Below are 26,777 nucleotides of genomic sequence, written 5' to 3'. Positions count from 1 at the left end.
GTCAGGGCTCATCTATTCCAGAAACCCTGCAGTTGGTTGAAAGGGGGCATAGTGCGCAACCTCTCGCGCGCGGCGGCGGGCGAGCGTCCGCCCGAAACGAGCGACTCGTAGATACGTCGTGCTACCTCGATCGCCGCCTCGCCGGCGGGCCCTGGTCCGCCGAACGGCTCCGGGTCGTCGCTGGTGTCCGTCTCGTGCATCACGCGCAGGGCAGTGACGGGCACCGTCTCCTCCAGCAGTCGAACCAACGCGCGTACGTCTGCGGTGTTGCTGCCACCAGGTCTCAGCGCGGCCTGGACCAGTGGATGGTTGCGGTTGATCCGACAGGAGACCCTGCCGTCCGTTCGGCGCACGTTCCAAGCGTATGAAAGAGGATCACCATGAGTACGCGCAGCGACCTGGCCACGGTGCCGCAACACGTCCGCCGCCGACGCCCGGGCCTGTCTCGCGATGCGGTTGAGGTGCTGCCGTAGACCGACGGGCGGGACTACGCTGGACTTCCTCACGTCGACGCTCCACTCGGCGTCTGTTTCCGCCGGGATGTCGACGGCAATACGCGCCAGGTTGTACTTCTCCTCACGGCGCATGCCCCGGTGCCCCAACCAATCGCCCGCCAGAATCAGCCGGTTGCGGCGGTAGACGTAGAAACCCTGCTGGTCGAGCCACCCCTGCGGTCCCGCAGCTGCCTCATACTCCTCCGGCGTGAGCCGGTGGGCGCTGGGGAGGATAAAAGCCTCGACCCGTGCGGAACCGCCCGCGAGGGGCAGGTTCTCAGTGGGGAGCCGCTGCACCGAGGGGTGGTTGCTCATGAACGGATCCCAGGGTTCCACAGCGCTCCCGGACACTCGCAGGTTCCGGCGATGACTCCCAGTGAGGAAGCGGGCAAAGACCATTGCGAGATGTGACTCCGTACGGGCTGCTTCGGCATAGAACTGCCTCTGGGTGCGCTCGTCCTCCTCGCTCACATCACCGCCGTGGTAACCGTTGAGCCGACGCCAGAGCACGATCGTGCCGTGGTCAGTGGCACTCCGAAGTCTGTCCAGCACGGTGGTGGTGTCGACATCCGCCCCGTGGAGCAGCCGCCACTCGCCAGTCTCCTCGACGACGTCGAGATCCCAGGTCCGTACGTGCCAGTCACCTGCCGTGGCGGTGGCCACGGAGAGCTGCCGCGACTGCGAGAACGAGGCCGACTTCAGGCCCACTCCGAAACGGCCCAGGTCAGTGGAGGCGCGTGACGTCGCAGGCCCACGCGCCGCCACGGTCATCGCCGTTACGAGCTCCTGGATGCTCATACCCCTGCCGTCGTCGACGACCGCGATCCACGAGTCTCGCCCCGCCCAGGTGAACTCGACGTCGATGTTACGAGCCTCCGCCGAGACGCTGTTGTCGATGAGATCCGCGACAGCCGCCGGCAGCGAGTACCCCAGGGAGCTGAGCGAAGCAACCATGCCCGCGGGTTCGGGGGCCGCGATGTCGTACGTCATAGACCGTAACAGCCTGCTTCCCTGACAGGGCCACTGCTTGTTGTGCGGCTTTCCCGGATACAGCGGACCATGCAAGGGAGAACCGCAAAGGTCGGGGGTTGCCTCAGCGTCGTCGGCCTACGCACGCGCACTCCCTTCACCGGGCCGATGGTAATGGAGACAAGGGCGCCTAACGCTCTCCAGACTGGAGCGATGTCGATCTCGAAAGTTGGTTTGAGAGCATACGTCCGATCCGGGCTGGGCTTTCTGCACTCCTATGTGCCAGGCACGCAGGCAGCCAAGAGTGCTCCGGCTACGAGGTATGGCCCGAACGGTATTTGTTAATCATCTGGGTAGTCGGAACGCCGCAACTGCGCGGCAGCGTTTGGGATGGCGAGGAGGTAGGGCACCACCGCACCGAGGAGCACCGCGGTCCAGCCGACGGTCCCAAGAGCGAGGCCGAGTAGCCCGGCTCGCTGGCCACCAGCACGCCGGCGACGAGGGACTTGCCCAGCATCCAGGGCTGGTGCGACACCGCAGTTGCAACTGCGATGACCCCGACCATGGTGGTGGCGGTGGTGACCACCACCGGAGTAGGCAGCCGATATACGGCAACGTGGCGGGCGCTCGGGGTCTGTCTTCCGCAGAGCAGCGTTGCTGACAGACGTTGACAGCTCGCGAGCCCTTGCTGCCCACGCTGCCCGAGGCGCGGTCCGGCCTCGTCGACTCGGTACGTGCGTAGGTGGGGCGATGGCGCAGCCCCGGGGTGGGCGCGGGCGGTTCGGCGGTGTGTGGGGCCACCGAGCCGCCGATCGCGCCGTGTGCTCCGCCCCGTCCCCATCAGGCGGCCTGCCGTGCCTCGTCGGGGGCGGTGTGGGTGGGGAACTCGTCGTCGTGGCGGGTGTCGGTGTAGGGCAGGTCGATGAGGCGGTGACGGCCGGTGCGGCCGGGGAGTTGCCAGATCTGGTGGGCGGGGCTGGCGGCGAGTGCGGTGCGTAGTTCGGCGGTGGTGGTGGCGATGACCGCCTTCGGGTCGGTGCCGGCGAGGCGGTGGTGCAGGTTCGCCTCGCGTCGTGCGGAGGGTAGGTGGAACAGCACCGGCCATGCCCAGGTGCTCAGCATGTACAGGCGCTCGTATTTGATGACTTTGTCGATGAGGACCTGCAGGTTCTCACCGCTGGTGTCGTACTCGAGGAAGAACGGCACGGACCGTCCGCCCCCGGTCCATATTCCGGCGCCGTCCGGGCGGGGGAAGCCGGTCGCTCCGGCGAGGATGATGTTGGGGTCGCCGCCTTCGCGGTAGAGGGCGCCGGGTTCGTGGTAGGCGGATGCGGATTGCCAGCGGACGAGGTCGGTGTCGGGGTGGGTGCGGGCGTGGGCGGCGAGGTCGATGAAAATCTGGTTGCCGCCGAGCAGGTGCGGCAGGTCCGGCCGGCGGGTGAGGGAGTGTTTGCGGCGGCGGGCTTGGTCCCGGCGGCCTCGTGGGAGTCCGCGTTGGGCGTGGACGTGGTCGTAGCCGAGTTGGTCCAGGACGTAGTGGTAGGGGTGCGAGCCTCCGTCGGCTTTGTTGGGTCGGAACCGGTCGACCGCCCGCAGCCGGATGAGCCGGCGTAGCCGGCGTTGGGTGAAGTCCAGGGATGGGAACAGGGCGGCGGCGATCTGGTCGGTGGTGAGCACGCCGTGGTCGTAGAGCCAGCCCAGCAGCCGGTCGTCGCGGGCGGTGATGCTGGCCTGCAGGCGCAGCAGCGGGTCCGCCGGGGGTAGGTGTTTACCCATGGGCACAAGCCCTGGGGGAGAGACCCAAGACTGGAGGGTCTGTCTGGAGTGGTCCCAGACTCCTGACAGCGGGGTTGACCTGGGCTGTGAGCGGCCGTGAGGGGTCGGGTTGGGGGTCAGGATCAAGACGGACGGTAGAACGGAGATCGGCACTGACCGCTGAAGCGCCGGGCACAACGGGTTCGGCCAGACGGTGTGGTGAGGGTGGGTGTGAGTCGGGCCGGTGACGCTGGTGAGGTTCGCGGTGCGGGGTGATCATCGTTGGTGCTCCAAGGTCAGAGGTGCGAGTGGGTGTGAGGTTGGTACGCCCCGCGGCCGCAGCGGGCGGGCGCAACCGGAGGTCCGCAGGGCTGTGCGGAAGCCTGGTTGGACATGCCAACCTGCCTGGTCGCGCGCGTACGGCGAACTTCCGGTGACACGGGCAGTCAGTCGCCTTGTTGGAAGAAGTTGTTCACAGCGGCTACGACCTGCGGTGTGAGAGCCGCAGGCGTTGCCGTTCGGGTTCGAAGCGAACGGCAACCTCCGACAGCCCCCTGACTGTGACGGGGGGCGCTTCGTTGGCCGCCCCGGTCTGCTCCTCGACCGGCCCGGGTGGGCCGGTCGAGGAGCAGTGGTCGGTTGGTCAGGGGCGCGGCGGGTAGTGGTACTCGCCGTCGGCGATGGATTCTTCGTAGGGGCGTTCGGGGTCGTAGATGGGGTGTGGGGCTCGGGGCCTTACCTCCTTGAAGGTCACGGTGTCGGGCGGCCACTGCTCGGGGGTGTGGGGAAGGTCGGTCAGGGCGAGGCGGTGTGTCTCGCCGATCGGCTGCCAGACCGGGTCGGCCGGGTGGCCGTGCTCGGGGTTGCTGGTGACGACGGTCAGGTGCCGCGTGTTGCGGCGCTCGAGGTGGCGGCGTAGTTCCTGCTCGCGCTGCGGGTCGGCGGCGTGGAACAGCAGGTTCGCCATGCCGGTTTGTTCGGCCAGGTGTCGGTAGGCGTGGACGTGGTCGGCGAGGTCGGCGGGACGGATCTCGCCGGGGTCGGGCTGGTACCAGAAGGCGTGGCGGTTGCGGTCGTGGATGTACTCGCCGTGCCAGGCGGCATGTCGCGCCGCGGTGACGTATCGGCAGGTGCGCGCTGACCACCAGGTGCGTAGGTCACTCCCGGGCTTGCTGAGCGCGTGGGTGGCCAGGTCGACGAAGAAGTCGTTGGCCTGCAGCAGGCCGGGCAGGCCCGGATGTTCGCGGAGCCGGTCGCGGGCCCGGTACACCTGCGCCGGTGTGACGTCGCGGTCTTCGTCGAGTGGGGTGAGTTGGGCGCCGATCGGGCCGAGGCACCACGAGGTGTCGGCGGTGGCTGCGGCGCTGGTGTCCCAGAGGCGGTCGATCCAGCCGCGGCGGGCGAGGATCGCCAGACGTCGGGTGGCCGACGCCGTGGTGGTGGCGAAGCCGAGTGCGGTGAGCTGCGCGGTGGTCAGGACGCGGTGCTCGGCGAGCATCTCGACGGCCCACCAGTCGGGCAGGCGCATGCGGCCGCTCTCGGCCAGGAGCAGCTCCACCGGGATCGGTCGGGTGGACGGGACAGTGAACTGGGGATGGTAGGTGGTCGACATGACCGGTACCTCCAAGATGGCGCCATCCCGGATAGGGGGTGGCAGGGGCGGATGAATGCCTGTGTGACCGCGTCGGTGCGGCACACCTCGGGCGGATCACGCCACCGCGGTCGTGCGTCGCAGTGGGTGACAGGGCGTTGCCAGATCGCCGGTTCCGTGTCCGGACGGCAGCCCGGGCACGGAACCGGCTGGTCCGCGCGGCCGGATCACCGGCCGGTCATGCGGTACGGCGAGAATCGGAGCGCGGCTTCTGGCGCCGTCATTAACAAACCGCCGCTTGTGTGCTCTGGCGAACGCCTGCCCCACTCACAGCCACTCACAACGAGGGGTTTTCTCAGTTGAGGTGATCCGTCCCAGGAGCCCTCACCGGGGGAAGTGACGGCGCCGCGAGAAGAGGGAGCCGACCTACGCGACTGCCGTCGACGTGGCGGTAGTGGTGGAGAGGCGACGGCGGCTGGCGGTGCGCAGACTGGCCCGGCGTTCGGCTTGCGCCGCCAACGCCTCGGCGGCCTGCGGGGACGCCGCGCCGGTCAGCATGCCGTTGGCGAGGGCTTCGGCGAGGCGGGTGTCGATGCGACCCAACCGCATGCGCAGGGCGTCGGTGCTGATGCCCATCCGGGCCGCGATCGGGTCCATGGCACGCCGTCCCAGTCGCACGTCGATGTAGGGCTGCTCGTCGTCGGCGTCGAGGATCCCCAGGCGCACCGCGCGGCGTACCAGCACGTCCGGATGCCCGTAGGGCACCTGCGGGGTCCGCGGTCCCGTGACGCGCTCCACGTCCTCGACCGGAACGAACTCGCTGGCCTGCTGTCGCAGCGCGTGCCCGGCGCGCCACCCGGCCCGGCACAACGACGCGTACGGCGCCCGGCGGGCCACGTCCACGTGGTTCCGCAGCGCAGCCAGGAAACCCGCGAGGATCTCCGCGCCGATGTCGTCGGGGTCACCGCGGTAGCCGTCAGACAAGCGCCTGGCGTAGCGGCGCAGCGCCGGCATCGCCATGCCGACCGCAGCGATGACCCACTGCGGCCCGTCCAGGCGGGCACGACGGATCAACTCCCGCCACACCGCGTCGCGGGCCGTGTAGGCGCGCGGGTTCGCCAGCAGCCAGTCCCGCAGCGCCGGCAGCGCCACGACACCCCTTGGCAGGCCGTCATCCGGACCGAACATGTCGAGGTCGAGGGACAGGAGAGCCGGGTCGCTGGTCAGCGCCGCGAACGCGACATCGACGGCGTCCAGGGGCGCGGCAGGGAAGATCGTGTCGGACACACTCATGATCAGTACTCCTAGGCCAGAAAGACCATCGGGCGTCGCCGCCGTGTTCCGGCGACGCTGGAATGCCGATTACGCCACGACCCACTCACAACCGCTCACAGCGCAGGTCAGGCCCGCTTTTGCCCCCAGCGGACCGCCGTAGCGCCCCACCCGAACTCCGGGCGTCAGTCCGGCGCCTAGCGGGCGAGGCGGACGGGCCGCGGTACGGCTGAGCAGGGCTGTGAGCCACCGAGGCGCACCGTGGGCGGCACCCGGACGGCTCAGCGAAGAGGTCACGATCGTCGAGCCGCGCCCACCGCTCACAGTCACTCACAGCGGCTCACAGTCACTCACAGCCGCTGGCCACGCCCGTTTGGTCAGCGAATCTCGTCCGTCATCGGCGGTCGGATCACTCTCGTTGGCACCCGAACCACCTTGGCTGGCGTCGGACTGACAGCGCCGATGAACTTCGTGCCGTCGAAGGCGCGTCGTAGCCATTTCACCGCTGAGGTCGCACCGCCGCTGGTCACTCCCGCTAGGGGTGCTGAGCAGGGCTGTGAGCGTAGGGGCGGGTGCGAGAAGTGTCCGACAAGAGAGTCTCCGGGGCCCTATACACCCTCCCACTCACAGCGACTCACAGCCGCTCACACAGACTCACAGCGACTCACAGCGGCGTGGCATCCGCTGCCGGCACGCCCGGTAGGCCAGCGGACGACGCCGGCGTGGCGCGAACCCCGACCAAATGCCGCGTCCTCGTCCCTGGGCGTCATGCCCGGCGCCTCACCCATGTCGACCGCCGAGGTGTGCGCACCAGTGGGAGAACCCTCGGTCCCGGCTGCCTCGCCCGTGAAGCGGGCGATCCGGTGTCAACGAGGGCGGTCGATTGACAGGTTGTCCGTGCGGGCGTTGGCGACCGCGTCCGAGAGGGCAGGAACGTCGGCATGGGCGCTGTGTCACTTTGTCCGGACACGCGTTCACGAGCGGTCACATGACGTCGGGAAGTGTCGATGGGTATCGTGCGCGCGGCCATGGCCTCAAGGTGGGCACAGCGTGTCCTCCGTGCCTGGACCGGTGTCCGTGACGTCGCACATGTCACCGATGCTCATCGTTGACAACTTGTCCGGCGGGTCGCTGATCAGGCCCGGGACAACTCTTCCTCGCGTGTCACCGGCCTGGAGTGACACTGGCGCAGGTTGGCGGAGGTCCGTCCCGTGGCGGCGATGGCCAACCGGCATGACATCACCGCGCCGCGTAGGCGGGTGTGTCAACCGCTCGCCAGCGTTGTCCGCGCTCGTCGGTGACGGACATGTTCGCGGACAACTTGTCATCGACTTGCATGAGTGCCTTGCCGGTCGTGCCACTTCGCCGTGTGACACGTTGGCACCGCGGCGGAGCCCTCGGAGGACAGGCTGTCGGAGCATTCGTCAACCGCCACGCCGCCCACCATGTCATCGACTTCTGCCACTGTCCGGGTGGTTGGCGCCGAGGCGGCGGCGCATCGGCGTTGGTATCGGCACCGGCCCCGTGTGAGCGCACGGGGGGCGGCCTGTGAGCCCCTGTGAGCGGCGGTGAGTCAGCCAGGCGTTCGCCAGAGCACACAGGCGCGGGTTTACAGATGTCAGTGCCCTGACCGGCGTGGCGCGGGGCCGACATCGAGATGTGTAAGCACCGACGTAAGCGGCGCCTGAGCTGTCCCGGCCGGCCGTGCTGGATGTCGCCGAGCCAGATCGAGCGCCTGTCGGATCTGCTCCTGCGGTCCGGCCGTGAGGGCCGAGTCCGCATCCGGGCATCCGGTCTCACCGCCGCGCGCCCCCGTGCCTGACGCCGTACGCCGTACCCACCGTTGAGGAGATGACCATGAGATCGTCCAGACGCACTCGAACCGTGCCACCGCAGTCTGGGGAAGAGGCGGCCGCGGGTGAGCGGGAGCCGACGTGGACGGCCGAGCGGATCCGCGCCCTGGGTGCCAGCACCAACCTGGCAACCGCCGCGGCGGCGCTCGGCATGTCCCGTTCCGCCGCCTACAAGCTGATCCGCCGCGACGCGTTCCCCGTGCCGCACTTCCGCGTCGGCGCCCACTACCGGATACCGACGGCGCCGCTGCTCGCCGCCCTGCACCTGGGTGACCCCGGCACCACGCCGGAGCGCGCCGTCGGTGCCACGAGTGCCCCACCGTAGGCGCCTTGCGCGCCGACCGCGGGCCCCACCTGTCTAACTCTCACGCCGCGCCAACGCGCGGCCCTCTTCCAGCCCCGACCTTGCGCCGGGACCGTCGTCTGACGCTCCCGGCGACTTGATCGTGCCCGCGGATCACGCGTGGATGTCGATAGACGAAACCGATGCACCCCCACCCGATCGAGGAGCACCACCTGCCATGCCTGACGGAAGCGTCTTCAAACGCTGCGGCTGCCGCCACCCCGCCACCGGCAAGCCCTTCGGCAACGACTGTCCGAAGCTGCGCCGCCCCAACCGCGCCTGGAGTTCCGAGCACGGCCACTGGGCCTACCAACTCGAACTCCCACCTACCGCCGACGGCCGACGTCGCCAACTACGCCGCGCCGGCCTGCCCAACCGCCGCGCCGCTGCCGACGAACTCGACCAGGCCCGGGAACTGCTCGCACTCGCCCCGCGTGGGGACCGGCGGCGCCGCACCGACATCGCCGACCTACTTCAGGCCGCGGTGCGGGCCAAGCGCCCCCTACCCGAGGTCAACCGCCTACGGCAGCGGCTGCGCGGCGACGGCCCTCTTGCGGACATGCCGACCCTCGCCGAGTACCTCACCGGCTGGCTGACCCACCTCACGGTCGACGCGAACACGCAGCGCGGCTACGAATCGATCACCCGGGTCCACCTCGTCCCACACCTGGGGGACATCCCGCTGGACAAGCTGCGCACCACCCACATCCGCGCCATGTTCGCCGCCATCGAGCGCCGCAACGACGAGATCACCGCCGCGAAGGCGAGCACCGAACCAGCGACCCGCACGACCGTCACTGGCGTGCGACCCACCGGCGCTAGCACACGCCAGCGCATCCGCGCCTGTCTACGCAAGGCGATCAACGACGCCCTCGCCGACGAACTCATCGTCGGCGCCAACCCCGCAGCCCTGGTCAAGGTGCCCGCCGACCGGCCCCTGCCAATCGTGTGGGAGGACGAACGCGTACAGCGGTGGAAGAGCACCGGCGAGGTCCCCGGACCGGTGATGGTGTGGACCGACTCCCAGGTCGTGCGGTTCCTCGACTACGCCGCCGCGCACGCTCCGGACCTGCATCCGATGTGGCACTACATGGCCTACCGCGGACCCCGCCGCGGCGAGGCGTGCGGCCTGCGTGACAGCGAGGTTCGCCTGCACCGACGGGAGACCACCATCAACAACCAGATCGCCACCCACGGCTACACCGCTGTGCAGAAACCGCCGAAGAGCAGAGCCGGCAACCGCGACGTCGCCCTCGACGCCGACACCGTCAAGGTCCTCACCGCCTACAGGGCCCACCGCGCCCAGTGGCAACTCGCCGCCGGCCCGGCGTGGCCCGACACCGGACTGTTCTTCGTCCGCCCCGACGGGCAGCCGTGGCACCCAAGCGTCGTCACCCAACGGTTCCGGCGGCTTGTCCGCAAAGCCGGGCTACCCCCGACCCGGCTGCACGACCTACGCCACAGCGCCGCCACCATCGCCCTCGACGCCGGCATCGACATCAAAGTCGTCTCCGAGCAACTCGGTCACTCCACCACGACCCTGACTCGCGACACCTACCAGAGTGTCACTAGGCGGATGCACCAGGACGCCGCCGATGCTGTCGCGAAGAAGATCAACCAGAAACGCCGCAAGGCGGGATGAACCCCACCTCACGAGAGCGGCGGCGGACGACCGTGTGCGGCCGGGCCGGCCCCGGTCGCCCGAGCGAATACGCTCGCGACATGGGCGGTGACGACCAGCGGCTGAGCCGGCGGGGCAGCTTCGACGAAGACCCGGACAACTACCAGGCGGCCCGGCCGGGATACCCGCGGCGGGTGTACGAGGTGCTTGCCGAGTGCGGGCTGCGACCGGGTGCGCGCGTCCTGGAGATCGGACCCGGCACCGGGCAGGTGACCCGTCACCTCGTGGACGCCGGCGCGTCGGTGCTGGCGGTGGAACTCGGTGGCCGGCTGGCAACTCGGCTGCGAACGAACCTGACCGGCCACGACGTGACCGTCGTCGAGGGCGACTTCGCCACCGTGGCGCTGCCCGACGACACCTTCGACCTGGCGGTCTGCGCCACCGCGTTCCACTGGCTGGACGCGGGCGCAGCGGTGCGACGGCTGGCCCGCCTGGTGCGGCCGGGCGGAGGGCTGGCGGTGTGGTGGACGGTCTTCGGCGACCCCGACCGCAGCCCGCCCTGGCGTACGGAGCTGGACGCGGTGTACCGACGGTGGCTACCGGGGCAGGGGCGCGGCCCCGCCGGTAGGCCAGCGCCGCTGCGGGTCGCCGAGCGCACGGCGGAACTGCGGGCAGGTGACTGGTTCGGCCCCGTCCAGGTCGAGATGATCCGCTGGGAGCACCAGCTGACCCCGCACGGCGCGCGCGGGCTGTGGGGGACCTTCCCGAACGTCCGCGAGCTGAGTACTGACCAGCGCGAGGCGTTCCTCGACGGCGTCGCCGAGGTGATCGCCCGCCAACCCGGGGCGACGGCGATCGACCACTACGTCACCGCGCTGTACACGGCGCCGCGGCGAGACAGCTCCGCCCTTCCGGCCGGTTCTTGAAAGCGGGCAGCGGACGACTGAAGGCCGCCAGCGATCCACGCCTTCAACAGGGACTGGGCCAGCCGGGACTGCAGGAGCCGGACACCACCTGCAAGCCGATGCGCCCCTCTCATTGGACGGGGCAGCTCAGGGCCGCCCGGAGGGTGTTCCGGTGTCGGTGGCGGTGTGGCCGCGTTCGAGGATCAACAGGTAGGAGAACAGGCCAGGCTTCGCACCGTGCACCTGTTCGTGGGCGGAGAGGATTTCGCCCGTGCGGGGGTGGACGATGAGCTGCGTCTGGGAGTTGTCGGCCGTCACGGTGAAGCCGAGGCCCGTTCGGCCGGTGAGGTCAGTCCGCTCGCCCTGGTAGGCGATGGTCGGCACGTCCGCGAGGACGCGCAGTGTGGCTGCGCGCTGTGCTCGGTCGAGGTATTGGCTGATGGCGACGCCGATGACGCCGTGGACGAGCATGCGCGGGTATGCGGCCTCGCCGGCCAGCTCGCGCGGGGCCAGCGCACCAGCAAGCTTCGCAGAATCGGTGGTCAGCGGTTCGGGAAGGTACGGCTCGAGATCGCCGCTGACGTATCGCGTCGTCTTTAGGCCGGCAGCGGCGAACTGGCGGCGCTCGTCGGATGTCGGGCGGTGGGCGAGGCCACGCACGTCGGGGAGCCGGCGCGTCACCTCGCGCCCGGATTCATCGGCATCGCGGCGCCAGCGCTGTAGGTCTGAGCGGGTGATGACATTGGTAGCGCGGGTCCAGGATTGGGTGTGCAGGTAGGTGTAGGGCAGGCCGACGGTTTGATCGGCGGGGGCGGCCGTGATGGTGTCGGCGAGCAGGCGCAGGCGCTGCTGTGGGGTGAGGCCCGGCGCGGTCGCCGCGAGCGCCGGGGATGTGGACGCTGGTGGCGTCGCGGGGGTTGGTGTGGCCGGTGTCGGGGCGGAGGGTCCGGGGTGGCAGCCGGCGAGGAGGAGGCCGGCGATTAGCCCTGCCGGCCGTCGGCGCGTGGTGGGGGTGGTGCGGAGCACGGTGTCTCGTGTCCTTCCGATGCGAGTCTGGTGCGGGTGCGCCCAGGCAGGCTGTCCCGGTGGTGGGTGGTCAGGTGCGGGCGGTCTAGCTGGTGCCGGGCGTCGCGGTCATAGCGAAGCGCGTGGGGTGACCCGGCGGGTTGGTGGCTGTGGTGTGCATGCGGTACAGGGCGGCTGCCATGCGGGCGACGGCGGGGTGGTGGGGATGGGCGCGGCGGTGGTCGGCGATGGTCCGGGCGAGCAGTTGCCGCGCCGGTTCCTGGCGGCCGTGTTCGTGTAGGACGACGGCGAGGGTGGCTTGGGCGGCGAGGGTGGGTAGTGCGTAGGGTCCGTCGGCTTGGGTGTGGTGGCGGATGAGGTCGCTGTAGCAGTCGCTGGCGGCGGTGAGGTTCCCGGCGGCGCGGTGGGTGGCGGCCAGGACGCGCAGGGCGGCGCGGACCTCCGGGTTGGTGGGGTCTCGGAGGAGGTGGCGCAGGCTGCGGTGTCCCCACTGGGCCCAGGGCAGCGCGGCGGCTGGCTCGCCGCTGGTGAGGGTGAGGGTGGCCAGGAGCGCGGCGGCGCGGGCGGTCGCGGTGTCCAGGGCGAGCCTGCCGCTGGTGGGATTGATGTGCAGGAGCCCGCTGTGCAGGACGTCGATGGCACGTTCGAGCGTGTTGTCGGCGGCGTGGCGCTGGGCCACGTTCAGACGCTGAGCCATGCCCATCATCGGGCCGGTGATCTGGCGTGAGATGGCCCTCCAGGTGATGTGCAGGTCTGTGCCGGTCGCGCCGACGGCGACGCGGTGGATCGGGCCGAGCGCGTAGGAGGCGGCCTGGGTCGTCTTGCCGGCTGGGACAAGGTGTGGGGTGCGGTGCAGGATCACTGCGGCGACGGCGTCGCGGATCTCGTCGGCCAGAACCGGTGTGCGCCCGCAGGACGGCGAGCACAGGTAGACCCTGCCGCAGCCGGGCAGCTGGATGAGGACCATGGATCGCGCGCAGGTGTGGCAGGCCAGGAGGTCGGGTGGCACGGGCGCGGCCTGTACGGCGCGGGCCCGCGAGACCCATTCCTCGACCGTCGCGGGCGACAGGCCATGGCCGCGGGCCACGTCCCGGAACGCTCGGTGCAGGCCGTTGACGGCGGCGTGCTCGATGCTCGCGGCGACGACTTCGGCGACAAGGCGGGTGTCCACGCGGCGAGGACTGGCGTCCGCGTCGGCATCGGCGTTCCTTCCTGCTGTTCGTGTTCGGGTGGTGGGTGCGGGTAGAGCCGCTGGAGTGGCGCAGGCGGTCACGGCCCAAGGCTGCTGCCGATCTGGGCGGAGGGTGTGGCCGGCGGCGACAGCGGGGGACCGTCGTCGCCGGCCACGTCGGTCGCCCCTGCCGTCCCTCTACGGGCGGGCGACCGGCTTGTACGCCCCCTTCGTGGGCCGAGCGCAGCTGGCGGGCGGTGACGCGGGGACGGTGATCGATAAACTCAGTCAGGGCTGTGACCTGGACCTGGGCGTCTGCACCCGGCCTAGCGTTGCGCGTCGGACTGGGGGCGCGTCGGCGCGGTGACGGTTGCCGGCCTGGCGGTGTTCACGGGCCAGGCTCCGGGAGCCGGGTGAGGGTTGCGGCGCATCGGGGCGATGAGCGGCCCGTCGGGCAGGGTGAGCGCGGGTCTCGGGAGGTAGCCGTGCCGGCGGTACACGTCCTGGCTGCCATGGATGGTCTCGGTCCAGGAGGGCATGTCGATGCGGTCGAGGCGGCTCTCGTGGTGGGTGAGCATCGCCGCGCCGATACCGCGTCGCCGGGCGGCGGGAAGGACGGCGAGCACTGCCAGGTGGTAGTGAGGTTCGGTGGGTCGGACCTGGGTGAGTAGTTGGTCGAGGAGTTCAAACTGCCGCGCGTGCGGGCCGGCGCCGTCGGCCAGTCGGCTGCGGTAGTTCGACGGTGGCGGGATGCTGCGGTAGCGGTGAAAGCCCATCGCGGCGGCGCTCAGGTCGTCGGTGATCTGGATGTCGCCGAAGAACATGGCGTGCTCCACCCAGATGACCGCCACGTCGGTGAGGATCCGCCGCCGGCAGGTCGGGTCGGGTACCAGCCACTGGGCGAGCGGGCCGGAATGCAGGGCGTCGGCGATCAGCGCGGCGACCGGTTCCTTGTCCGCCCACCGGGCGGCACGGATACGCGGAATGACGTCCATGAGATTCCTCCAAGGGCAGCGGATCGGGTGGGATGGCGCGGGGCTCACCGGTAGGCGGCGGTGGCGAGGTCACCGACGGCGGCGTCCACCGCCGCGGTGATGTCGCGGACCTGCCGGTGGTGCCGCGCGGCGATGGTGCGTAGCTGCACGGTGAGGGCGGCGATGTCGTCGGCGAGGTACAGGTGCTGGGTCAGGCCGAGGGTCGCGACGAGGCCGCCGAGGGCAGCGGTGTGGTTGTCGGGCTGGTCACGGCCGGCGGCGATGTAGTGCAGCCGGGCGCGGGCGACGACCGGCCACTTCAGGTCGGCGGGCAGGTAGCGGTCGGTGCGGGCCAGCCCGCCGAGGCGGCGGCGCACGTCGTGGCGCAGGATCCCGCCAGCGTGCAGGCCGGCGCGGGTGCGGTCGTACAGGTCGTCGGCGAACCCGCGCAACCACCCCCGCAGGGGCGGGGCCGGATGGGCGTAGCGGATGGAGGCCAGGGCGGTGTCGGCGATCAGGTCCCCGACCGGGCGGTCCAGGTGCAGCCAGACACGCTGCTCCTCGCCCGGCCCGGTGTCGTCGGTGTCGAGAGCGATCCGCCCGGCGAGGAAAAGGTCGATGAGAACCGCGCCGGCCAGGCCGAGGGCGAGGGCTTGGCGGTGAATGTGCGGGTGGCCGGTGTCGTCGTCGTGACCGAGCAGGAACAACTCGTCCCGCAAAGGCAACTGGGGGATGGAAGAGGCCATGTGGATCCCGCCCTCTACCGCGGCCCGCCGGCGTGCCGTCGGAGGCGTGCGTGCATCCCGCCGTAGGCGGCCTGCGGCTGCGGAAGCAGTAGCTTGTCGACGGCGGCGAGGATCGTGTAGTTCGGGTCGCAGACGTTGCCGATCGGCGCCCGCCCGGCCTGCGACACCAGTTGGTAGGCGTCGAGCTGCTCCAGGCCGGTGAGGTCACTCACCCAGCCGACCAGGTCGCGGTGCGCGATCCGGTACGCGTCTTCCAGGGGACGGGCGCAGCCAACTGACATGATCGACGTGTCGGTCTCCAGGCGGGGCCACACCGTCGGGACGCCCTTGATGACCTCGATGATCAGGGTGGTGGTCGTGGCGATCTCCACCCCGACGCCGCAGGCCTCACCCTCGCCCTGGCGGGCGTGGCCGTCGCCGAGGGCGAGCATCGCCCCGTGCACGTTCACCCCCAGGTACAGGGTGGCCCCGGCGCGCAGCTCCGGGCTGTCCAGGTTCCCGCCATGGGAGTCGGGGACGATCGTGGAGCGGGCCTCGAACCCGCCGGGCGCGACCCCGATCGTGCCGATCATCGGGTCCAGGGGCAGGTCGACGCTGTGGTCGCTGCCCGTGGCGTGGAAGCGGATCGTCCCGGCCTGCCGGTCGATGTCGTACACCCACACCCGCTCCTCCAGCGGCGGCTGCAGCGTAGCGGTGTGCGAGGTCGAGGTGAGTGCTCCGAAGTGCGGGAACGTCGACGAGACTCCCCAGTCCCGGGCGGGCTCGATGGCAGCGAGATGGATCGCGAGGGTGTCGCCGGGCTCAGCGTCCTCGACGAAGAACGGCCCCGACACCGGGTTCAGGTACGGCATCCGGCACACCCGCGACGGCAGGTCCGCCGGCCCGCGCACGAGACCGCCGAAGCAGTCCTCCGTGAACACACGCAGCACGTCGCCGGAGCGGACGTGGACCACCGGCATCCGGCCACCGAAGGTGTAGGCCAACTCATCGCGAGCCGGACGGTAAGTGATTGTGTCCATGCCGGTCACACCCGTTCCACGTGACGGGCCTGCGGCTGCGCGGGCGCCAAACCCGACAGCGCGGGCCGGCGGCCGACCAGGTACAGGCCGGCGAGAACGACCATGCCGAGGGCGAGCCAGGCCAGGCCGAGGCGCTGCGCGGCGATATTGGCGTTGACCACCACGTAGGCGAGGATCGCGAACCCGATCCCGGGCATGACCAGGTGCGCCCACCAGTTGCCGCTGCGCTGGCGGATGAGGTGGTGCACGACCACGGATACGTGCAGCACGAGGAAGGCGACCATCGCCCCGAAGTTGATCAGCGACGACAGAAGGGTGATCCCGTCGGCGCGGGTGGCCATGTAGAGGCCGAGGGCGAGGGACACGGCGCCGGTGAGCAGGGTGGCGTTGATCGGCACGTTGCGGCGGATCGACACCTTCGCCAGGAACGCGGGCAGTTGCCGATCGCGGGCCATCGCGTACAGCAGCCGCGAGGTGGCGACCTGCGCGACCATCGAGTTCGGCAGCCCCCAGGCGATGGCCGTCGCCACCGCGCACAGGGTCGCCAGCCAACTCCCGCCGGCCACGGCGGCGGCGTCGTAGAACGCGGTCCCGTTCGGGTCACCAATCGCCAGGAGACCGGCCGGGTCGGGGACGAGCATCGCGGCCAGCCACGTCTGGACGATGAACAGCACCCCGGCCAGGATCAGGACGGCGGCCATGGCGCGGCCGATCTGACGGGAGCCGCCCTTGGTCTCCTCGGCCAGCATGCTGATGCCGTCGAAGCCGAGGAACGACAGCACCGCGATCGACACCGCGCCCGCGACGAGCGACCAGGTGAAGGTGTCGGCGTTGTAGAACGCCTCCCAGCTGAACCGGCCCCTGCCCGAGGCGAGGGCCCAGCCGGCAATGGCCAAGAAGATCGCCAGGACGATCAACTCGCCGACGAGCATGACCCGAGTGACCACCGCGGTCATCCGGATTCCGACCGAGTTGACGACCGTGTTGACCGCCACGAACCCGAGCAGCCACAGCCACACCGGCACCGACGGGACCGTGGCGTGCATCGCCATCGACGCCACCAGGTACAGCAGGCCAGGCACGAGCACGTAATCGAGGAGGATCACCCAGCCGGCCAAGAAACCCACCGGCGGGCTGATGCCCCGACCGGCGTAGTTGTAGACGCTGCCGCTCATAGGGAACGCCTTGACCATCTGCGCGTAGGAGAACGCGGTGAACACCAGCGCCACCACGCCGATCGCGTACGCCAGGGCCACCATCCCACCGGAGCCGGCATAGACGCTGCCGAAGATCGCCATCGGCGCGATCGGCACCATATACACCAACCCGTACGCGACCAGGTCCCGGAACCGCAGCCTCCGGGCTAACTCCTGGCGGTAGCCGTAGCGTGTCAATTCATCTTGTAGCTGCATTGCACCCTTCCGAAGAGCTCGTCGGCAGCGGCGAAACGTCCAATGTTGGGCCGCGCATGAATTGCTTCACGCTCCGAATGATCGCTCGATTCGAATGGCGCGGTCGATACCGAAAATGCGGACAAAGGATGTTGTCCGCATCGAATTTGTCGCTTCGAACTTGAGCTGCCTAGCGGCAGTTCGAGCCGTGCCGTCCAGCGGCAGGGACGAAGTGCTTGCGCGTAGAGTCGACCGTGCCTGGGGAGCACTCGCGCCGGCTCGGCGGCACGACAACTTCTTCTACGCCGTCGCCGGTGCACCCGAGGCCGGTCGACGAGGGCGCTGTCTTACGGTCGCGTACGGAAGTTGTTCGAGGAGGACCCGTGAGGCTGGCGGACAGGATCGCTGTGGTCTCGACGGAGGACGCGGTTCGCGCCTCTGTGAGCTATGACCAGCTGCGTGCCGGGGATGGCGCGCTGTACTGGTTGGAGACCCGCCCCGAAGTCGGCGGGGTCGCGACGGTGACATGTTGGCGGCCCGGCGAGGGTGCGCGAGACGTCAGTCCGGAGGGCTTCGACGTCACCAGCGGCGTTCACGCGTACGGAGGCGGGGCGTTCGCTGTCATTGACGGGACGTTGTGGTGCGTCGGCGGAGACGGCCTCTACCGGAGCCGTCTTCACGACGATCAACTCGAGTTGGTCAGTCTGGGATCCTTCGGCGACCTGACGATTGGCGACGGCGAGTTACTGGCTGTGCGGGAGTCAGAGCATGGTGACGACCTCATCGCGGTGTCGCTCACAGGCGTCCCGGACATACGGGCTCTCGCAACATGCCGGGGATTTCTCGGCGCGCCGCGGCCGGGTTCAGGCATGTTGGCCTGGACCACTTGGAGCGAGCCCGACATGCCTTGGGATAGGTGTGAGATATGGGTCGCCTCCTACTCGCCGCGTGGCCAGGTCGGGAACCCGGTAATGCTCGCCGGCGGTTCGGAAGAGTCGGCGGTCGAGCCTAGGTGGGGTCCCGACGGGGCGTTGTACTTCGTGTCAGACCGCAGTGGCTGGTGGAACCTCTACCGGTGGGACGGCCACCAGGTGAAGCGGGTGGCACCGATCGCGGGTGAGTGCGCCGCAGAGCCGTGGGAGCTGGGCTACGCGTCGTACGACTTCCTTGACGACGGCCGGATCGTCGTGGCGGTGCAGGACGGACCGCGGCACGGCCTCGTCGTCATCGACCCTGACGGCACTGTTCGCCCGGTCGACCTTCCATATACGTCCATCAAGCCCTATCTGGCCGTTCAAGGAACGACGGTGGCATTGATCGGGGCGTCGCCGACTGCGGCCCCACAGGTCGCGCTCGTGCACCTCACGGCCGCCGATCCTCAGGTGGAGGTGCTTGCCCGGTCGGAGCACGCCAAACTCGACGGGGCGCAAGTATCGACGCCGACGGAACTGCGGGTTCATGTCGCGGGTGATCGAGAGGTAATTGCCCTGGTGTATCCGCCAACGGCCTCGGCGGCGGACTGGCGGGCACCGGTGATCGTGAGGGCGCATCCTGGGCCGACCGCCTCGTGCCTCCTGCGCTTGGACTGGCAGGCGCAGTTCTTCACCAGTCGGGGGTTCGCCGTCGTGGACGTCGACTATCTCGGCAGCACCGGGTACGGCCGGGTCTTCCGGGAAGCGCTGTACGGCCGGTGGGGCCTCGACGACGTTGATGACTGCGCGGCGGTGGCGGACCACCTGCTCGCAACAGGACGAGCCGTACCGGGTCAAGTCTTCATTCGCGGAGCCAGCGCCGGCGGATACACAGCCCTGCACGCCGTGGCGCAGAGCGGTCCGTTCGCTGCCGCCACGGCCGTGTCAGCGATCGTGGATCCCGACCGTTGGGCGGAAACCGTGCCCCGCTTCCAGCGCGCGCACGCCAGACGGCTGCGAGGCGGTGCCGGGCGGGTCAACGCCGCAACCGTTCAGCGGCCGGTGCTGCTCGTCCACGGCACCGCCGATGACGTGGCTGTGGTCGAGGATGTGCGGGAACTCGCCGATCAGCTGACAGCTCACAGCGTGCCCCACGACATGCTGCTTCTCCCCGACGTCGGCCACTACGTCGCGACCTCCACCCAGGCGGGCACGGCGCTGGAAGCGGAACTCGCGCACTACCGTTTCGTGATGACGGCTGCGGCTGCCGATTAAGGGAACTACACCGCAGCCACCGGTAGTTGAGAACGCACGTACTCGCCGAACTCACGGACCTCCGGCTCACACCGGTAGGGCTCAAGATCGGCTTGCACCTCAACGATGCGCTCTAAACAGCGGTGCGAGGTGGTCCGCGCGGCATGATCCACCGCCATTCGGCCGGCGGCGCAGGCTTCGTCGATGCGGCCAGCGGCAGCCAACGATGAGGCCAGGAGTGCGGTGTCGATGGCCAGTCGGCGGACATGTGTGGGACTCAGCGCGGCAAGGGCATCGCCCAGGTGCCGTTGGGTCTGCTGCGGCCGGCCCAGATCATGGAAACAGTGGGCAAGCTCGTCGGCGAGATAGGCCGGATCGAAGTACTGGATCCACAGCGGCTCGTCCTCGGTCCTGCTGCGATTCAGTTGCCTCTCTGCGACTTCGAGGTGGGCCATGCAGTCGCTTTCGCGTCCGAGGCGGGCGTACGTCCGCGCCACCACGGCGTGTAGCGCGGCTTCCACGGCGGGCGTCGCCTGAGTCTCACTACCCCTCACCGCCGTGAGCGCCATCCGCAGCGCCGGCTCGGGATGACCGCAGTGCAGTGCCAGGTGGCCGATGTTCACGGCGAGCAGGTAGCTGCCGTAGAGGCAGTCGTCGGCGGCCTGCGTCAGCCGCAGAGCGCGCAAGTAGCGGCGCTGCGCGAGACCGTGGGCTCCGGTGTCGACTGCCTGATACCCGCACAGTTCGAAGAAGCCCGCCGCCAGCCTGTACAGGCGCCGACCGATCGCTTCCGAGGCGGGGCTGTTTGCCAGCAATCGGTTTAGCTCGCCTTCGACGTACCGCTGCACCTGGGCATGGACTCGTCCGGCACCGTGGGTGTGGTCCAGCTGCCGGAACATCGCCAGAGCGGTCTCAGCGGAGCTGAGGTCCTCCTCGCGAACCTGATCAGGTGAGCCGGGCCGGCCGGCCGCAGACAGTCGGGGCCCCGCAGCAGCGTTCAGCCAGTCCAGAGCGGCGCGATCGAGGACACCTGGCTGGAACGGAACCCGGACGACCATGTCGGTCAACCCCGAGGTATCCGCCGGCTGAGTGGAGAGCAGGGTGATGGCGCCCGTCGGCGCCGTCGCTAGCTTGGCCGCGTTGACCCGATTCTTCTCGAGCAGCGGTAGCAGGCGCATCAAGGCGCCACCGGTCGTCAACGCCTTGTCGCATGCCTCGACGAAGTCCCGCGAGGGGAACCGGTCCGCCGTCTCGATTCGACGCACCAGGTCGGCACTGAATCGGATCATGGCACCCAGCCGCGCCTGCGAAAAGCCGGCGTGCTCCCGCAGCCGACGCAACTCGGCGCCGAAGAAGTGTCGCTCAGACATGGACGGTTGAAGCGCCCGCGGGGTCTGGCCCATGACACCGCCTTTCAGGCTGCCCACCTCCGGATGGCATTGAGCAGCGTGGACATCGCGCACATAGGGTCACTCAGCGTTCGGCGCGGCGCAACCAGGAACGACGAAAGGGTGTCGATCCGAACCCGCTCACGGGGCGAGCGCCATGCGGACAACCACTCCGTCCGCATGCTCGGTGTTCACGACTGCGGCTCGAAGGGCGAGGGTGTGGAGGACGGGATACCGACCACTCGTCAAATCCGCTTCGAATCTTGAGGAACCCTCGGAGGTGGTTATGGAGCACGAGACGAAGCCATCCTCCGTGGTCGTGACGGGTGCTGGGATTGGGATAGAGCCCGCAGCTCGGGCATCAGGCGATGAGCCCAGTGCAACGCCCCTCCTGATGGATCACTTGGCTCTTCATGACGTTCGGTTACCAAACCTAGACTCAAGGTCGTTTGCCTAGCAGGTCGGCGGGCGCTGCTCAGTACCGCATGCGGTTCCGTTAATACCTCCGGGCCTACGAGCTTCTGAAGTCAACGAATGAAGAGGGGTTCTCCCATGCCGGAGCGGGTCACCAAGGAAAAGGTTCTCTGTTACGTCGTACGTGACGGCAAGCTGCTGGTCTTCCGGCACACCGATTACAGCTACGAGGAAGTCGGCATCCAGGTTCCGGCCGGCAGCATCCGCGCCGGCGAGACGCCGGAGGCTGCGGCGCTGCGCGAGGCCGGCGAGGAAACCGGCCTGAAGGACTTCAAGATCGTGCGGAAGCTCGGCGAGACCGAGTACGACATCAGCCCGTACCGGTTCGAGCTCCAACGCCGCCACGTCTTCCACCTGGAACTGACCGAGCCGACGTCGGAGCGGTGGATGAGCCAGGAGGACCACGACGGAGAGCAGGAGCCGACGCACTTCGAATGCTTCTGGATTCCGCTGGAGGCCGCCCACATCCTCCAGTCCGGCCAGGGCGCCCTGTTGGGACGCCTGTACGACTGATCCCGTCCGGTCACGGCCACCCCTGGGAGGCAGCCGATGTACGGCACCACCGATCACCCGATGGCCCATCTGTACCGCGGCCTCGACGTCGAAGACGCCGACAGTGCCGTATCGGTGATCTTGAAGCTACGGGGTGAGACCTGCGACATCGACTGCCTGTACTGCTACGAGAAACGCAAGGAGGCCCCGGGCGGAGCCCGGATCGACGCGAGTCAAGTGCGTCGACTCACCGAGCTCTTCTCGGGGCGTGTGCTCGCCGTGGAACTGCATGGCGGCGAGCCGCTGACGGCCGGACGCGACCATGTCGCCGAGGTCCTGCGCGAACTGGCATCCCAGCCCAGCGTCGTGCGGGTATCGATGCAAACCAACGGCATGCTGCTCGATGAGCAGTGGCTGGATCTGTTTGACGCCCTGTACCCGCGCCTCCAGATCGGCATCTCCCTCGACGGGGACGCGGCGGGCAACGCCTGGCGGGTTGGATACGACGGCCAGCCGGTCTACCCGCGCGTGGCCAACGCCCTGCGGCTGCTGGCTGGGCGCGGCCGGAAGGTGGGCGTGATCGCCGCGGTCACTCCGACCGTGCTCGGCCGTGCCGAGGCCGTCCTGGACCACCTCGCCGGCTTCGAGGCGGTCAACGCCGTCAGCTTCGTACCCTGCTTCGATTCCTCCGTTCAAGGCCCTACCGCTGCCCAAGGGCAGCGCGTTCCCGCGAGCCGGATCCTTCAGCGCGCGGCTCTGCGCGGCTCGCAAGGGCCCGGGTGGGCGACCACCCCGGACCAGTACGCCGAATTTGTACTCGCCGCCACCGTTCGCTGGATCGGCGCTGGCCACTTCTCCCGGCTGAAGCTAGAACCGTCCGTATCCACCATTCGACGGTTGCGCGGGCTGGATACCGGCTTCTGTCACTTCTCCAACCTGAAGTGCGACCACGTCTTCACGCTCTATCCGGACGGACGGCTCGGCAGTTGTGACGAACTGCCCTGGCCGCAGGCCCAGCTCACCCTCTTGGACCAGCCCTCCGGACAGAAGGCGGTCGTCGCGGCTCAGCGGCGGCTGCCGCTGCTGAACCAGGGCAAGGCCCTGATGGAGCGGTGCACCACCTGCACGTACCAGTCAACGTGCGGCGGCGGCTGCGTGGCCACCCGCTGGCGTCACGACCAGGCCGGTGACCAGGACGCCTACTGCGACTACCGGATGCGGATGATCGACGGCATCGCCGCACTCCTCGCCCAGCCCGCCCACCCGGCAGGGGCCTGGTGCCGCAAGGTGCGCTCGCACCCGCGTATGCCGAACAGCATGCGTGACGTCGCCTCCTTCCTCGCCCACTGGGACCACCCCGAGGCGCACCGCCCACCTGTACGGCTGCGCACCAGCTCGCACGGCAACATCAACACCGTTGGCCTGCCCGGCGTGCACGAGGCCGATGACCTCGACCCGGCCCACCCCCAGTGGCGAGGGGCGATCGAGCCCGGCGTCCGCTCCCTGGTCGACGCCGTCACCCAGGACTGGCGCCTGATCACGTACGACAGCTGCCAGGGACATCTCTATCCAGGCCTTGATCTGCCGCCCGCCGAGCGCCGGGTCGGCATCCTTCCGCGTGACCGAACCGAGTACGCGCGAGCTGCTGCCGCCCTGTGCCGCGCGATCACCGCTGTGACCACCGACCTACCCGCCGCCGTGCAGGTGGCCGTCGGGCGTGCGGAGCTGAGGTGCGAGACCACCGGACGTGCGAGCCCCGTACTCGACCTGGTGCTGCGCCGGGGCACCAGGCACGGCTGGCCGGCGTACTTCGATGCCGTTGACGCGGCCACCCGCGCCGTCACCGACGCGCTACGCGGCGAGCGGCCCACCGAGGACGGTTGCTATTGCCCAGCGCCTCAGAGCACTGCTTCGACCAGCGAGGAGGCGGCGTGGGTAGCGTCACGGCCTCGCTGACGATCCATCAGGTGCTGGGGCGGATCGTGTACTTCCACGCCCTGTTCATCGAGCCCGCACTCCTTCCCAGCGCCGCGCGCCGGCCTGGTCCGGTGTGCTGCAACCATGGCCCGGACTCGGGCCGCAGCACCGTCAGTGAGTTATTGACGGACTCCGCCTGGGCGGCCCTCGTTGAGGTCGCAGCCACCCTCCCCGCCCATGATCATCCGTGCCCGATGGCCAACGGCGCGTGCTGTGCTACCTGCCGCGTTGTGGTCGCAGCCGCAGCGGTCGGAGCTGGATGGGCGCAGACCGAGCACCGCAGCTACCAGCGGGCTGAGCCTGCCGAAACGCTCCTGCGCTCCTGCCGGCTCATGGCGGCGGCACGGCTGGGGCGGGCCTTCGCCACACAGCACGTCGCTTGGTGCCCGGCGTTGGACCAGTTGACGGTGTGGGAGCCGCTGCCCGGCGCGGAGGAGCTGCCGTTGACCGGCGAGCTGCTGGCCCTGTGGGCCAATCCGGCCGCTAACCCTCACCACCCTGTGGCCAGTTGGCTCAATCACTGCACCGGCCTGGACGACGTCCGCCGCGTGCTCGAGACGAGGAGGACCTACTCGTGATTCACATCGCCGAGACCGTCGCGGTCGGCAGCGTCGAGGGATTCGTCGACACCGAGGAGCGGGACCAGCTCGCAGCCATGATGAACGACTTCCTCAGCGATGAGGCCCGGCTCCGCTTCGGCGCGAGGCGGGCCAACTCCATCCATGAGATCCCCGGTCGCTCCAAGGAGCAGGCCATGGCCGTCTACGAGCCGGCCGGACGGATCGAGGTCCCAAGGATCCCGGACAGAGCCGAGGCACTGCTTCAGCATGCCTTCGACCGCGCCCGCCCCGCTCTGTCTCGCGTCATGCCGTCGATCACCGCTTGTCGGCCGTGGACCTACGTCGAGTACGGCCCCGGCCAGCACATCACCGGCCACCTCGACGGCATCGCCCCCGACCCGTTTGCTTGGCCGCGACAGATCGCCGGCATCAGCGTCGTGATCCGTGAGGCCGAGGCCGGCGGCGCGTTCTACGTCGAAAGCACGTCCAGCGACCGCCTGTGGAACACCCGGCTGGAGCACGACGCCCGGGAACAGGGATACGCGGGCGGTATGTGGCTGGCCCACGACGGCGCCGACCACTCCGCTGACTGGTATGCGGCCATGCCCCGAACCCGATGGAGCGTGAGCCCCGCCCCCGGCACCGCCCTGCTCTACGGCTCCCAGCTCACCCACGGCACCAAACCGGTCTCTCTCGGCCGCGTCGCGAAGTTCATCAGCTGGCTGATCGCCGAGAAGAACTAGGAGCGAGGCATGCTGCTGGCCTTGGAAGGAATCGCTGGAGCCGGGAAGAGCACGCTACGCGACCGGATCCTGGCCAACGCCGCCTGCGAGAGCATCCGCCTCGGGCACATCGGCCAATTCTCCTGGCTGTCGCTGGAAGCGACCCGCTCCATCGTCAGCCTGCGGGCCGGCCGTCCAGCAGCAGACGGCGTGCGGGCGGTGGCCGCGGTCCGCCGCGACCTGGAACTCCATGCTCGCCATAACCTCGCTCCCGCGCTGTCCCTCGGCCCGGTCATCGCCGACCGGCTCACCTTGTCGACCGCCTGCCTGATCGCCCTGCTGCACGACCGTCCTGTCGCCCACTACGTTCAGCAGCTCGCCGAGGTCACGGCCGCGCGGGCGGACCTGATCGTCCTGCTCACCACCGAGCCCGAGCTGTGCCATGCCCGGCTGTCCGAGCGGCCCACAACGCGTCGCTTCGGGGAGGACCGCCCGACCGCCGCTCGGTATGCCGACCTGTACGAGCAGGCAGTCAACGCGTGGACCGAGGCAACCGGCCTGCCCGTGCTGCGCCGCCCGTGCACCACCAAGCCCGACCTCGACCGGCTGGCCGCCGCCTGCCTGGAGCGGCTACGCCAAACCGCACCGGATGCGGCGCGAACATGAGAAGGCAGCCCATGCACCTGCACCCGATGCACCCCGCCGCCTGGGTCCTTGACCAGCTTCGCTACGCCGGCTGGCACGTCCACGACCTCCTCTGCTTCACTCGCGCCAGCACGCTCGTGCTCGCCAGCCGCAACGGGACGCCTCCGGTGGTTCTCAAGGCCGGCTTCGGCAGCAACCACGTTCTGGCCGACCTCGACGAGGCCACCCGCAAGGCCGCCTACGGCTTCTACTGGTACGCGGAGATGACCGAGGCCGAAAGGGCCTTGACCCGTGAGGACTTCCGCCACGAGATCGCCGTAACCCACGCCGCCCAAGGCGCCGAGCACGTCGTGCCCCTGCTGGAGCAGGGCAGCACCGACCGGTTCGACTGGTACACCATGCCCCACTTCGTCGGCGGCAACTTCGGGCGGTACCTCACCACCGCCCTCAACCGAGACCAGGTGACGGCTGGGCTCAGTATCTTGGCCGACGTCGCCGAGGGTCTGCGCAACCTGCACGAACGCGGGATCGTGCACCGCGACGTCTACCAGGAGAACATCCTCATCCACGACGGCCACGGGCTGATCACCGACCTTGGCGCCGCGCGCCGCACAGAAACCTCGCGCGGCCCCGCCGCTCGGGGCCCGGAGGTGCATTGGCCGCCGGAGTACGCCACCTCCTACGACCGCGCCACCCCAGCGGCGGACACCTTCAGCCTCGGAGTCCTGACCTACCGCTACCTGTGCGCCGACATCCCCCGCTACGGCCCTTCCCTGCTGCACACCGCGCCCGCCGGACTCCGCCCGATCATCACCGCGGCGCTCGCCCAAGCACCCGAGGACCGGCCCGCCATGAGAGAGCTGCGCGACGCCCTGCGCCAGGCGGCCACTCCCGCCGCCACGCCGGCCCAGCGCAGCAGTTGACCCACCACCCATCGGAAGGAGACGCGGTGCCCACCGCCCGCTCGCCGCCACAGGAATCGGCTCCAGAAGGTGCACGACCTAAACCCCTTTTCGGAAAGGACGAGCGCACTCATGGACAACGACCGGATCAGCGACTTCCTCGCCGCCGTGGACGACCTTCGCGGCGACGACGAGACCGTCCGCAGCACCCGTCACACCTCCAGCGTCTCCGCCGAGGGCTGGCCGACCGCTGAGGCCCCGGCGAGCACCGCGGCACCCGAGGGCACCGACGTCTGAACGCCCCGCATCACACCGACGGCGC

22 protein-coding genes are annotated in these 26,777 nt (G+C 69.5%); 11 read left to right on the top strand and 11 right to left on the bottom strand.

The genetic code is table 11. The features are described 5' to 3' along the window. Positions 1–8 precede the first annotated feature (8 nt). The 4 genes from OG505_RS23690 to OG505_RS23675 all read right to left on the bottom strand — a co-directional run bounded on the left by OG505_RS23690 (position 9) and on the right by OG505_RS23675 (position 6,102). Complete coding sequence (locus OG505_RS23690) at positions 9–1,484, bottom strand: ATP-binding protein (RefSeq protein WP_405427662.1); 1,476 nt, start codon at positions 1,482–1,484, stop codon at positions 9–11. 819 nt (positions 1,485–2,303) lie between these two features. Continuing rightward, positions 2,304–3,239: a replication-relaxation family protein gene (locus OG505_RS23685; protein ID WP_405427661.1), complete on the bottom strand. Its 936-nt coding sequence runs from the start codon at positions 3,237–3,239 to the stop codon at positions 2,304–2,306. Between the two features lie 622 nt (positions 3,240–3,861). Next, on the bottom strand, positions 3,862–4,830 hold the full coding sequence (locus OG505_RS23680) for a replication-relaxation family protein (RefSeq protein WP_405427659.1): 969 nt from the start codon (positions 4,828–4,830) through the stop codon (positions 3,862–3,864). A gap of 405 nt (positions 4,831–5,235) precedes the next feature. Continuing rightward, complete coding sequence (locus OG505_RS23675; protein ID WP_405427657.1) at positions 5,236–6,102, bottom strand: hypothetical protein; 867 nt, start codon at positions 6,100–6,102, stop codon at positions 5,236–5,238. A 1,863-nt stretch (positions 6,103–7,965) separates the two neighbouring features. Between OG505_RS23675 and OG505_RS23670 the strand changes: the two genes are divergently transcribed. The 3 genes from OG505_RS23670 (at position 7,966) to OG505_RS23660 (ending at position 10,824) form a co-directional block, all read left to right on the top strand. After that, positions 7,966–8,259: a DNA-binding protein gene (locus OG505_RS23670; RefSeq protein ID WP_405427655.1), complete on the top strand. Its 294-nt coding sequence runs from the start codon at positions 7,966–7,968 to the stop codon at positions 8,257–8,259. Positions 8,260–8,455: 196 nt separating this feature from the next. Next, complete coding sequence (xerC, locus tag OG505_RS23665; protein WP_405427653.1) at positions 8,456–9,919, top strand: tyrosine recombinase XerC; 1,464 nt, start codon at positions 8,456–8,458, stop codon at positions 9,917–9,919. 80 nt (positions 9,920–9,999) lie between these two features. Next, positions 10,000–10,824, top strand: coding sequence for a class I SAM-dependent methyltransferase (locus OG505_RS23660; RefSeq protein ID WP_405427651.1), 825 nt, complete (start codon positions 10,000–10,002; stop codon positions 10,822–10,824). Between the two features lie 126 nt (positions 10,825–10,950). On the opposite strand, the gene OG505_RS23655 is transcribed toward OG505_RS23660, so the two are convergent. The 6 genes from OG505_RS23655 to OG505_RS23630 all read right to left on the bottom strand — a co-directional run bounded on the left by OG505_RS23655 (position 10,951) and on the right by OG505_RS23630 (position 17,151). Beyond that, positions 10,951–11,829 (bottom strand): hypothetical protein, encoded by an 879-nt coding sequence (locus tag OG505_RS23655; RefSeq protein ID WP_405427649.1) that lies wholly within the window; start codon positions 11,827–11,829, stop codon positions 10,951–10,953. Positions 11,830–11,914: 85 nt separating this feature from the next. Next, the gene (locus OG505_RS23650; RefSeq protein ID WP_405427647.1) at positions 11,915–13,000 is read right to left on the bottom strand and encodes a tetratricopeptide repeat protein; all 1,086 of its coding nucleotides are present in this window, start codon (positions 12,998–13,000) and stop codon (positions 11,915–11,917) included. A gap of 326 nt (positions 13,001–13,326) precedes the next feature. After that, entirely contained in the window at positions 13,327–13,995 is a 669-nt protein-coding gene (locus OG505_RS23645; RefSeq protein ID WP_405427645.1) for a GNAT family N-acetyltransferase, read from the bottom strand. 44 nt (positions 13,996–14,039) lie between these two features. Continuing rightward, positions 14,040–14,720, bottom strand: coding sequence for a GPP34 family phosphoprotein (locus tag OG505_RS23640; protein WP_405427643.1), 681 nt, complete (start codon positions 14,718–14,720; stop codon positions 14,040–14,042). Positions 14,721–14,734: 14 nt separating this feature from the next. Further along, positions 14,735–15,748 (bottom strand): acetamidase/formamidase family protein, encoded by a 1,014-nt coding sequence (locus OG505_RS23635; protein ID WP_405427641.1) that lies wholly within the window; start codon positions 15,746–15,748, stop codon positions 14,735–14,737. Continuing rightward, positions 15,745–17,151 carry an APC family permease gene (locus OG505_RS23630; protein WP_405427639.1) on the bottom strand — a complete coding sequence of 469 codons (1,407 nt, stop codon included), beginning with the start codon at positions 17,149–17,151 and terminating at the stop codon, positions 15,745–15,747. Before OG505_RS23630 ends, OG505_RS23635 begins: the two co-directional genes overlap by 4 nt. A 362-nt stretch (positions 17,152–17,513) precedes the next feature. On the opposite strand from OG505_RS23630, the gene OG505_RS23625 reads away from it, so the two are divergent. Continuing rightward, positions 17,514–19,316 (top strand): S9 family peptidase, encoded by a 1,803-nt coding sequence (locus OG505_RS23625; protein ID WP_405427637.1) that lies wholly within the window; start codon positions 17,514–17,516, stop codon positions 19,314–19,316. Between the two features lie 5 nt (positions 19,317–19,321). Here the strand turns inward: OG505_RS23625 and OG505_RS23620 are convergent, their stop codons facing one another. Then, positions 19,322–20,698, bottom strand: coding sequence for a helix-turn-helix domain-containing protein (locus OG505_RS23620; protein WP_405434664.1), 1,377 nt, complete (start codon positions 20,696–20,698; stop codon positions 19,322–19,324). Between the two features lie 537 nt (positions 20,699–21,235). On the opposite strand from OG505_RS23620, the gene OG505_RS23615 reads away from it, so the two are divergent. From OG505_RS23615 to OG505_RS23585, 7 genes are all read left to right on the top strand, one after another. Further along, positions 21,236–21,670 carry an NUDIX domain-containing protein gene (locus OG505_RS23615; protein WP_357186150.1) on the top strand — a complete coding sequence of 145 codons (435 nt, stop codon included), beginning with the start codon at positions 21,236–21,238 and terminating at the stop codon, positions 21,668–21,670. Between the two features lie 36 nt (positions 21,671–21,706). Then, positions 21,707–23,605: a radical SAM protein gene (locus tag OG505_RS23610; RefSeq protein WP_405427634.1), complete on the top strand. Its 1,899-nt coding sequence runs from the start codon at positions 21,707–21,709 to the stop codon at positions 23,603–23,605. Further along, positions 23,581–24,204: a hypothetical protein gene (locus tag OG505_RS23605; protein WP_405427632.1), complete on the top strand. Its 624-nt coding sequence runs from the start codon at positions 23,581–23,583 to the stop codon at positions 24,202–24,204. The genes OG505_RS23610 and OG505_RS23605 overlap by 25 nt, the downstream gene beginning before the upstream one ends. Then, the gene (locus tag OG505_RS23600; protein ID WP_405427630.1) at positions 24,201–24,929 is read left to right on the top strand and encodes a hypothetical protein; all 729 of its coding nucleotides are present in this window, start codon (positions 24,201–24,203) and stop codon (positions 24,927–24,929) included. Before OG505_RS23605 ends, OG505_RS23600 begins: the two co-directional genes overlap by 4 nt. 9 nt (positions 24,930–24,938) lie before the next feature. Beyond that, a complete protein-coding gene (locus tag OG505_RS23595) occupies positions 24,939–25,574 on the top strand; it encodes a hypothetical protein (protein ID WP_405427628.1) in 636 nt (211 codons plus the stop codon). Further along, on the top strand, positions 25,571–26,476 hold the full coding sequence (locus OG505_RS23590) for a protein kinase domain-containing protein (protein WP_405427626.1): 906 nt from the start codon (positions 25,571–25,573) through the stop codon (positions 26,474–26,476). The genes OG505_RS23595 and OG505_RS23590 overlap by 4 nt, the downstream gene beginning before the upstream one ends. Positions 26,477–26,587: 111 nt before the next feature. Continuing rightward, positions 26,588–26,752, top strand: coding sequence for a hypothetical protein (locus OG505_RS23585; RefSeq protein ID WP_357186169.1), 165 nt, complete (start codon positions 26,588–26,590; stop codon positions 26,750–26,752). Positions 26,753–26,777 lie beyond the last annotated feature (25 nt).

The sequence above is a fragment of the Micromonospora sp. NBC_00617 genome (assembly GCF_045161355.1).
GTDB lineage: Bacteria > Actinomycetota > Actinomycetes > Mycobacteriales > Micromonosporaceae > Micromonospora.
This window is presented reverse-complemented; position numbering and strand designations above follow the sequence as displayed.

Coding starts and splice junctions, on each gene's coding strand:
- OG505_RS23690 (WP_405427662.1), bottom strand. CDS start 1,484: ATGACGTACGACATCGCGGCCCCCGAACCCGCGGGCATGGTTGCTTCG.
- OG505_RS23685 (WP_405427661.1), bottom strand. CDS start 3,239: ATGGGTAAACACCTACCCCCGGCGGACCCGCTGCTGCGCCTGCAGGCC.
- OG505_RS23680 (WP_405427659.1), bottom strand. CDS start 4,830: ATGTCGACCACCTACCATCCCCAGTTCACTGTCCCGTCCACCCGACCG.
- OG505_RS23675 (WP_405427657.1), bottom strand. CDS start 6,102: ATGAGTGTGTCCGACACGATCTTCCCTGCCGCGCCCCTGGACGCCGTC.
- xerC (WP_405427653.1), top strand. CDS start 8,456: ATGCCTGACGGAAGCGTCTTCAAACGCTGCGGCTGCCGCCACCCCGCC.
- OG505_RS23660 (WP_405427651.1), top strand. CDS start 10,000: ATGGGCGGTGACGACCAGCGGCTGAGCCGGCGGGGCAGCTTCGACGAA.
- OG505_RS23645 (WP_405427645.1), bottom strand. CDS start 13,995: ATGGACGTCATTCCGCGTATCCGTGCCGCCCGGTGGGCGGACAAGGAA.
- OG505_RS23640 (WP_405427643.1), bottom strand. CDS start 14,720: ATGGCCTCTTCCATCCCCCAGTTGCCTTTGCGGGACGAGTTGTTCCTG.
- OG505_RS23630 (WP_405427639.1), bottom strand. CDS start 17,151: ATGCAGCTACAAGATGAATTGACACGCTACGGCTACCGCCAGGAGTTA.
- OG505_RS23620 (WP_405434664.1), bottom strand. CDS start 20,698: ATGGGCCAGACCCCGCGGGCGCTTCAACCGTCCATGTCTGAGCGACAC.
- OG505_RS23615 (WP_357186150.1), top strand. CDS start 21,236: ATGCCGGAGCGGGTCACCAAGGAAAAGGTTCTCTGTTACGTCGTACGT.
- OG505_RS23610 (WP_405427634.1), top strand. CDS start 21,707: ATGTACGGCACCACCGATCACCCGATGGCCCATCTGTACCGCGGCCTC.
- OG505_RS23595 (WP_405427628.1), top strand. CDS start 24,939: ATGCTGCTGGCCTTGGAAGGAATCGCTGGAGCCGGGAAGAGCACGCTA.
- OG505_RS23590 (WP_405427626.1), top strand. CDS start 25,571: ATGAGAAGGCAGCCCATGCACCTGCACCCGATGCACCCCGCCGCCTGG.
- OG505_RS23585 (WP_357186169.1), top strand. CDS start 26,588: ATGGACAACGACCGGATCAGCGACTTCCTCGCCGCCGTGGACGACCTT.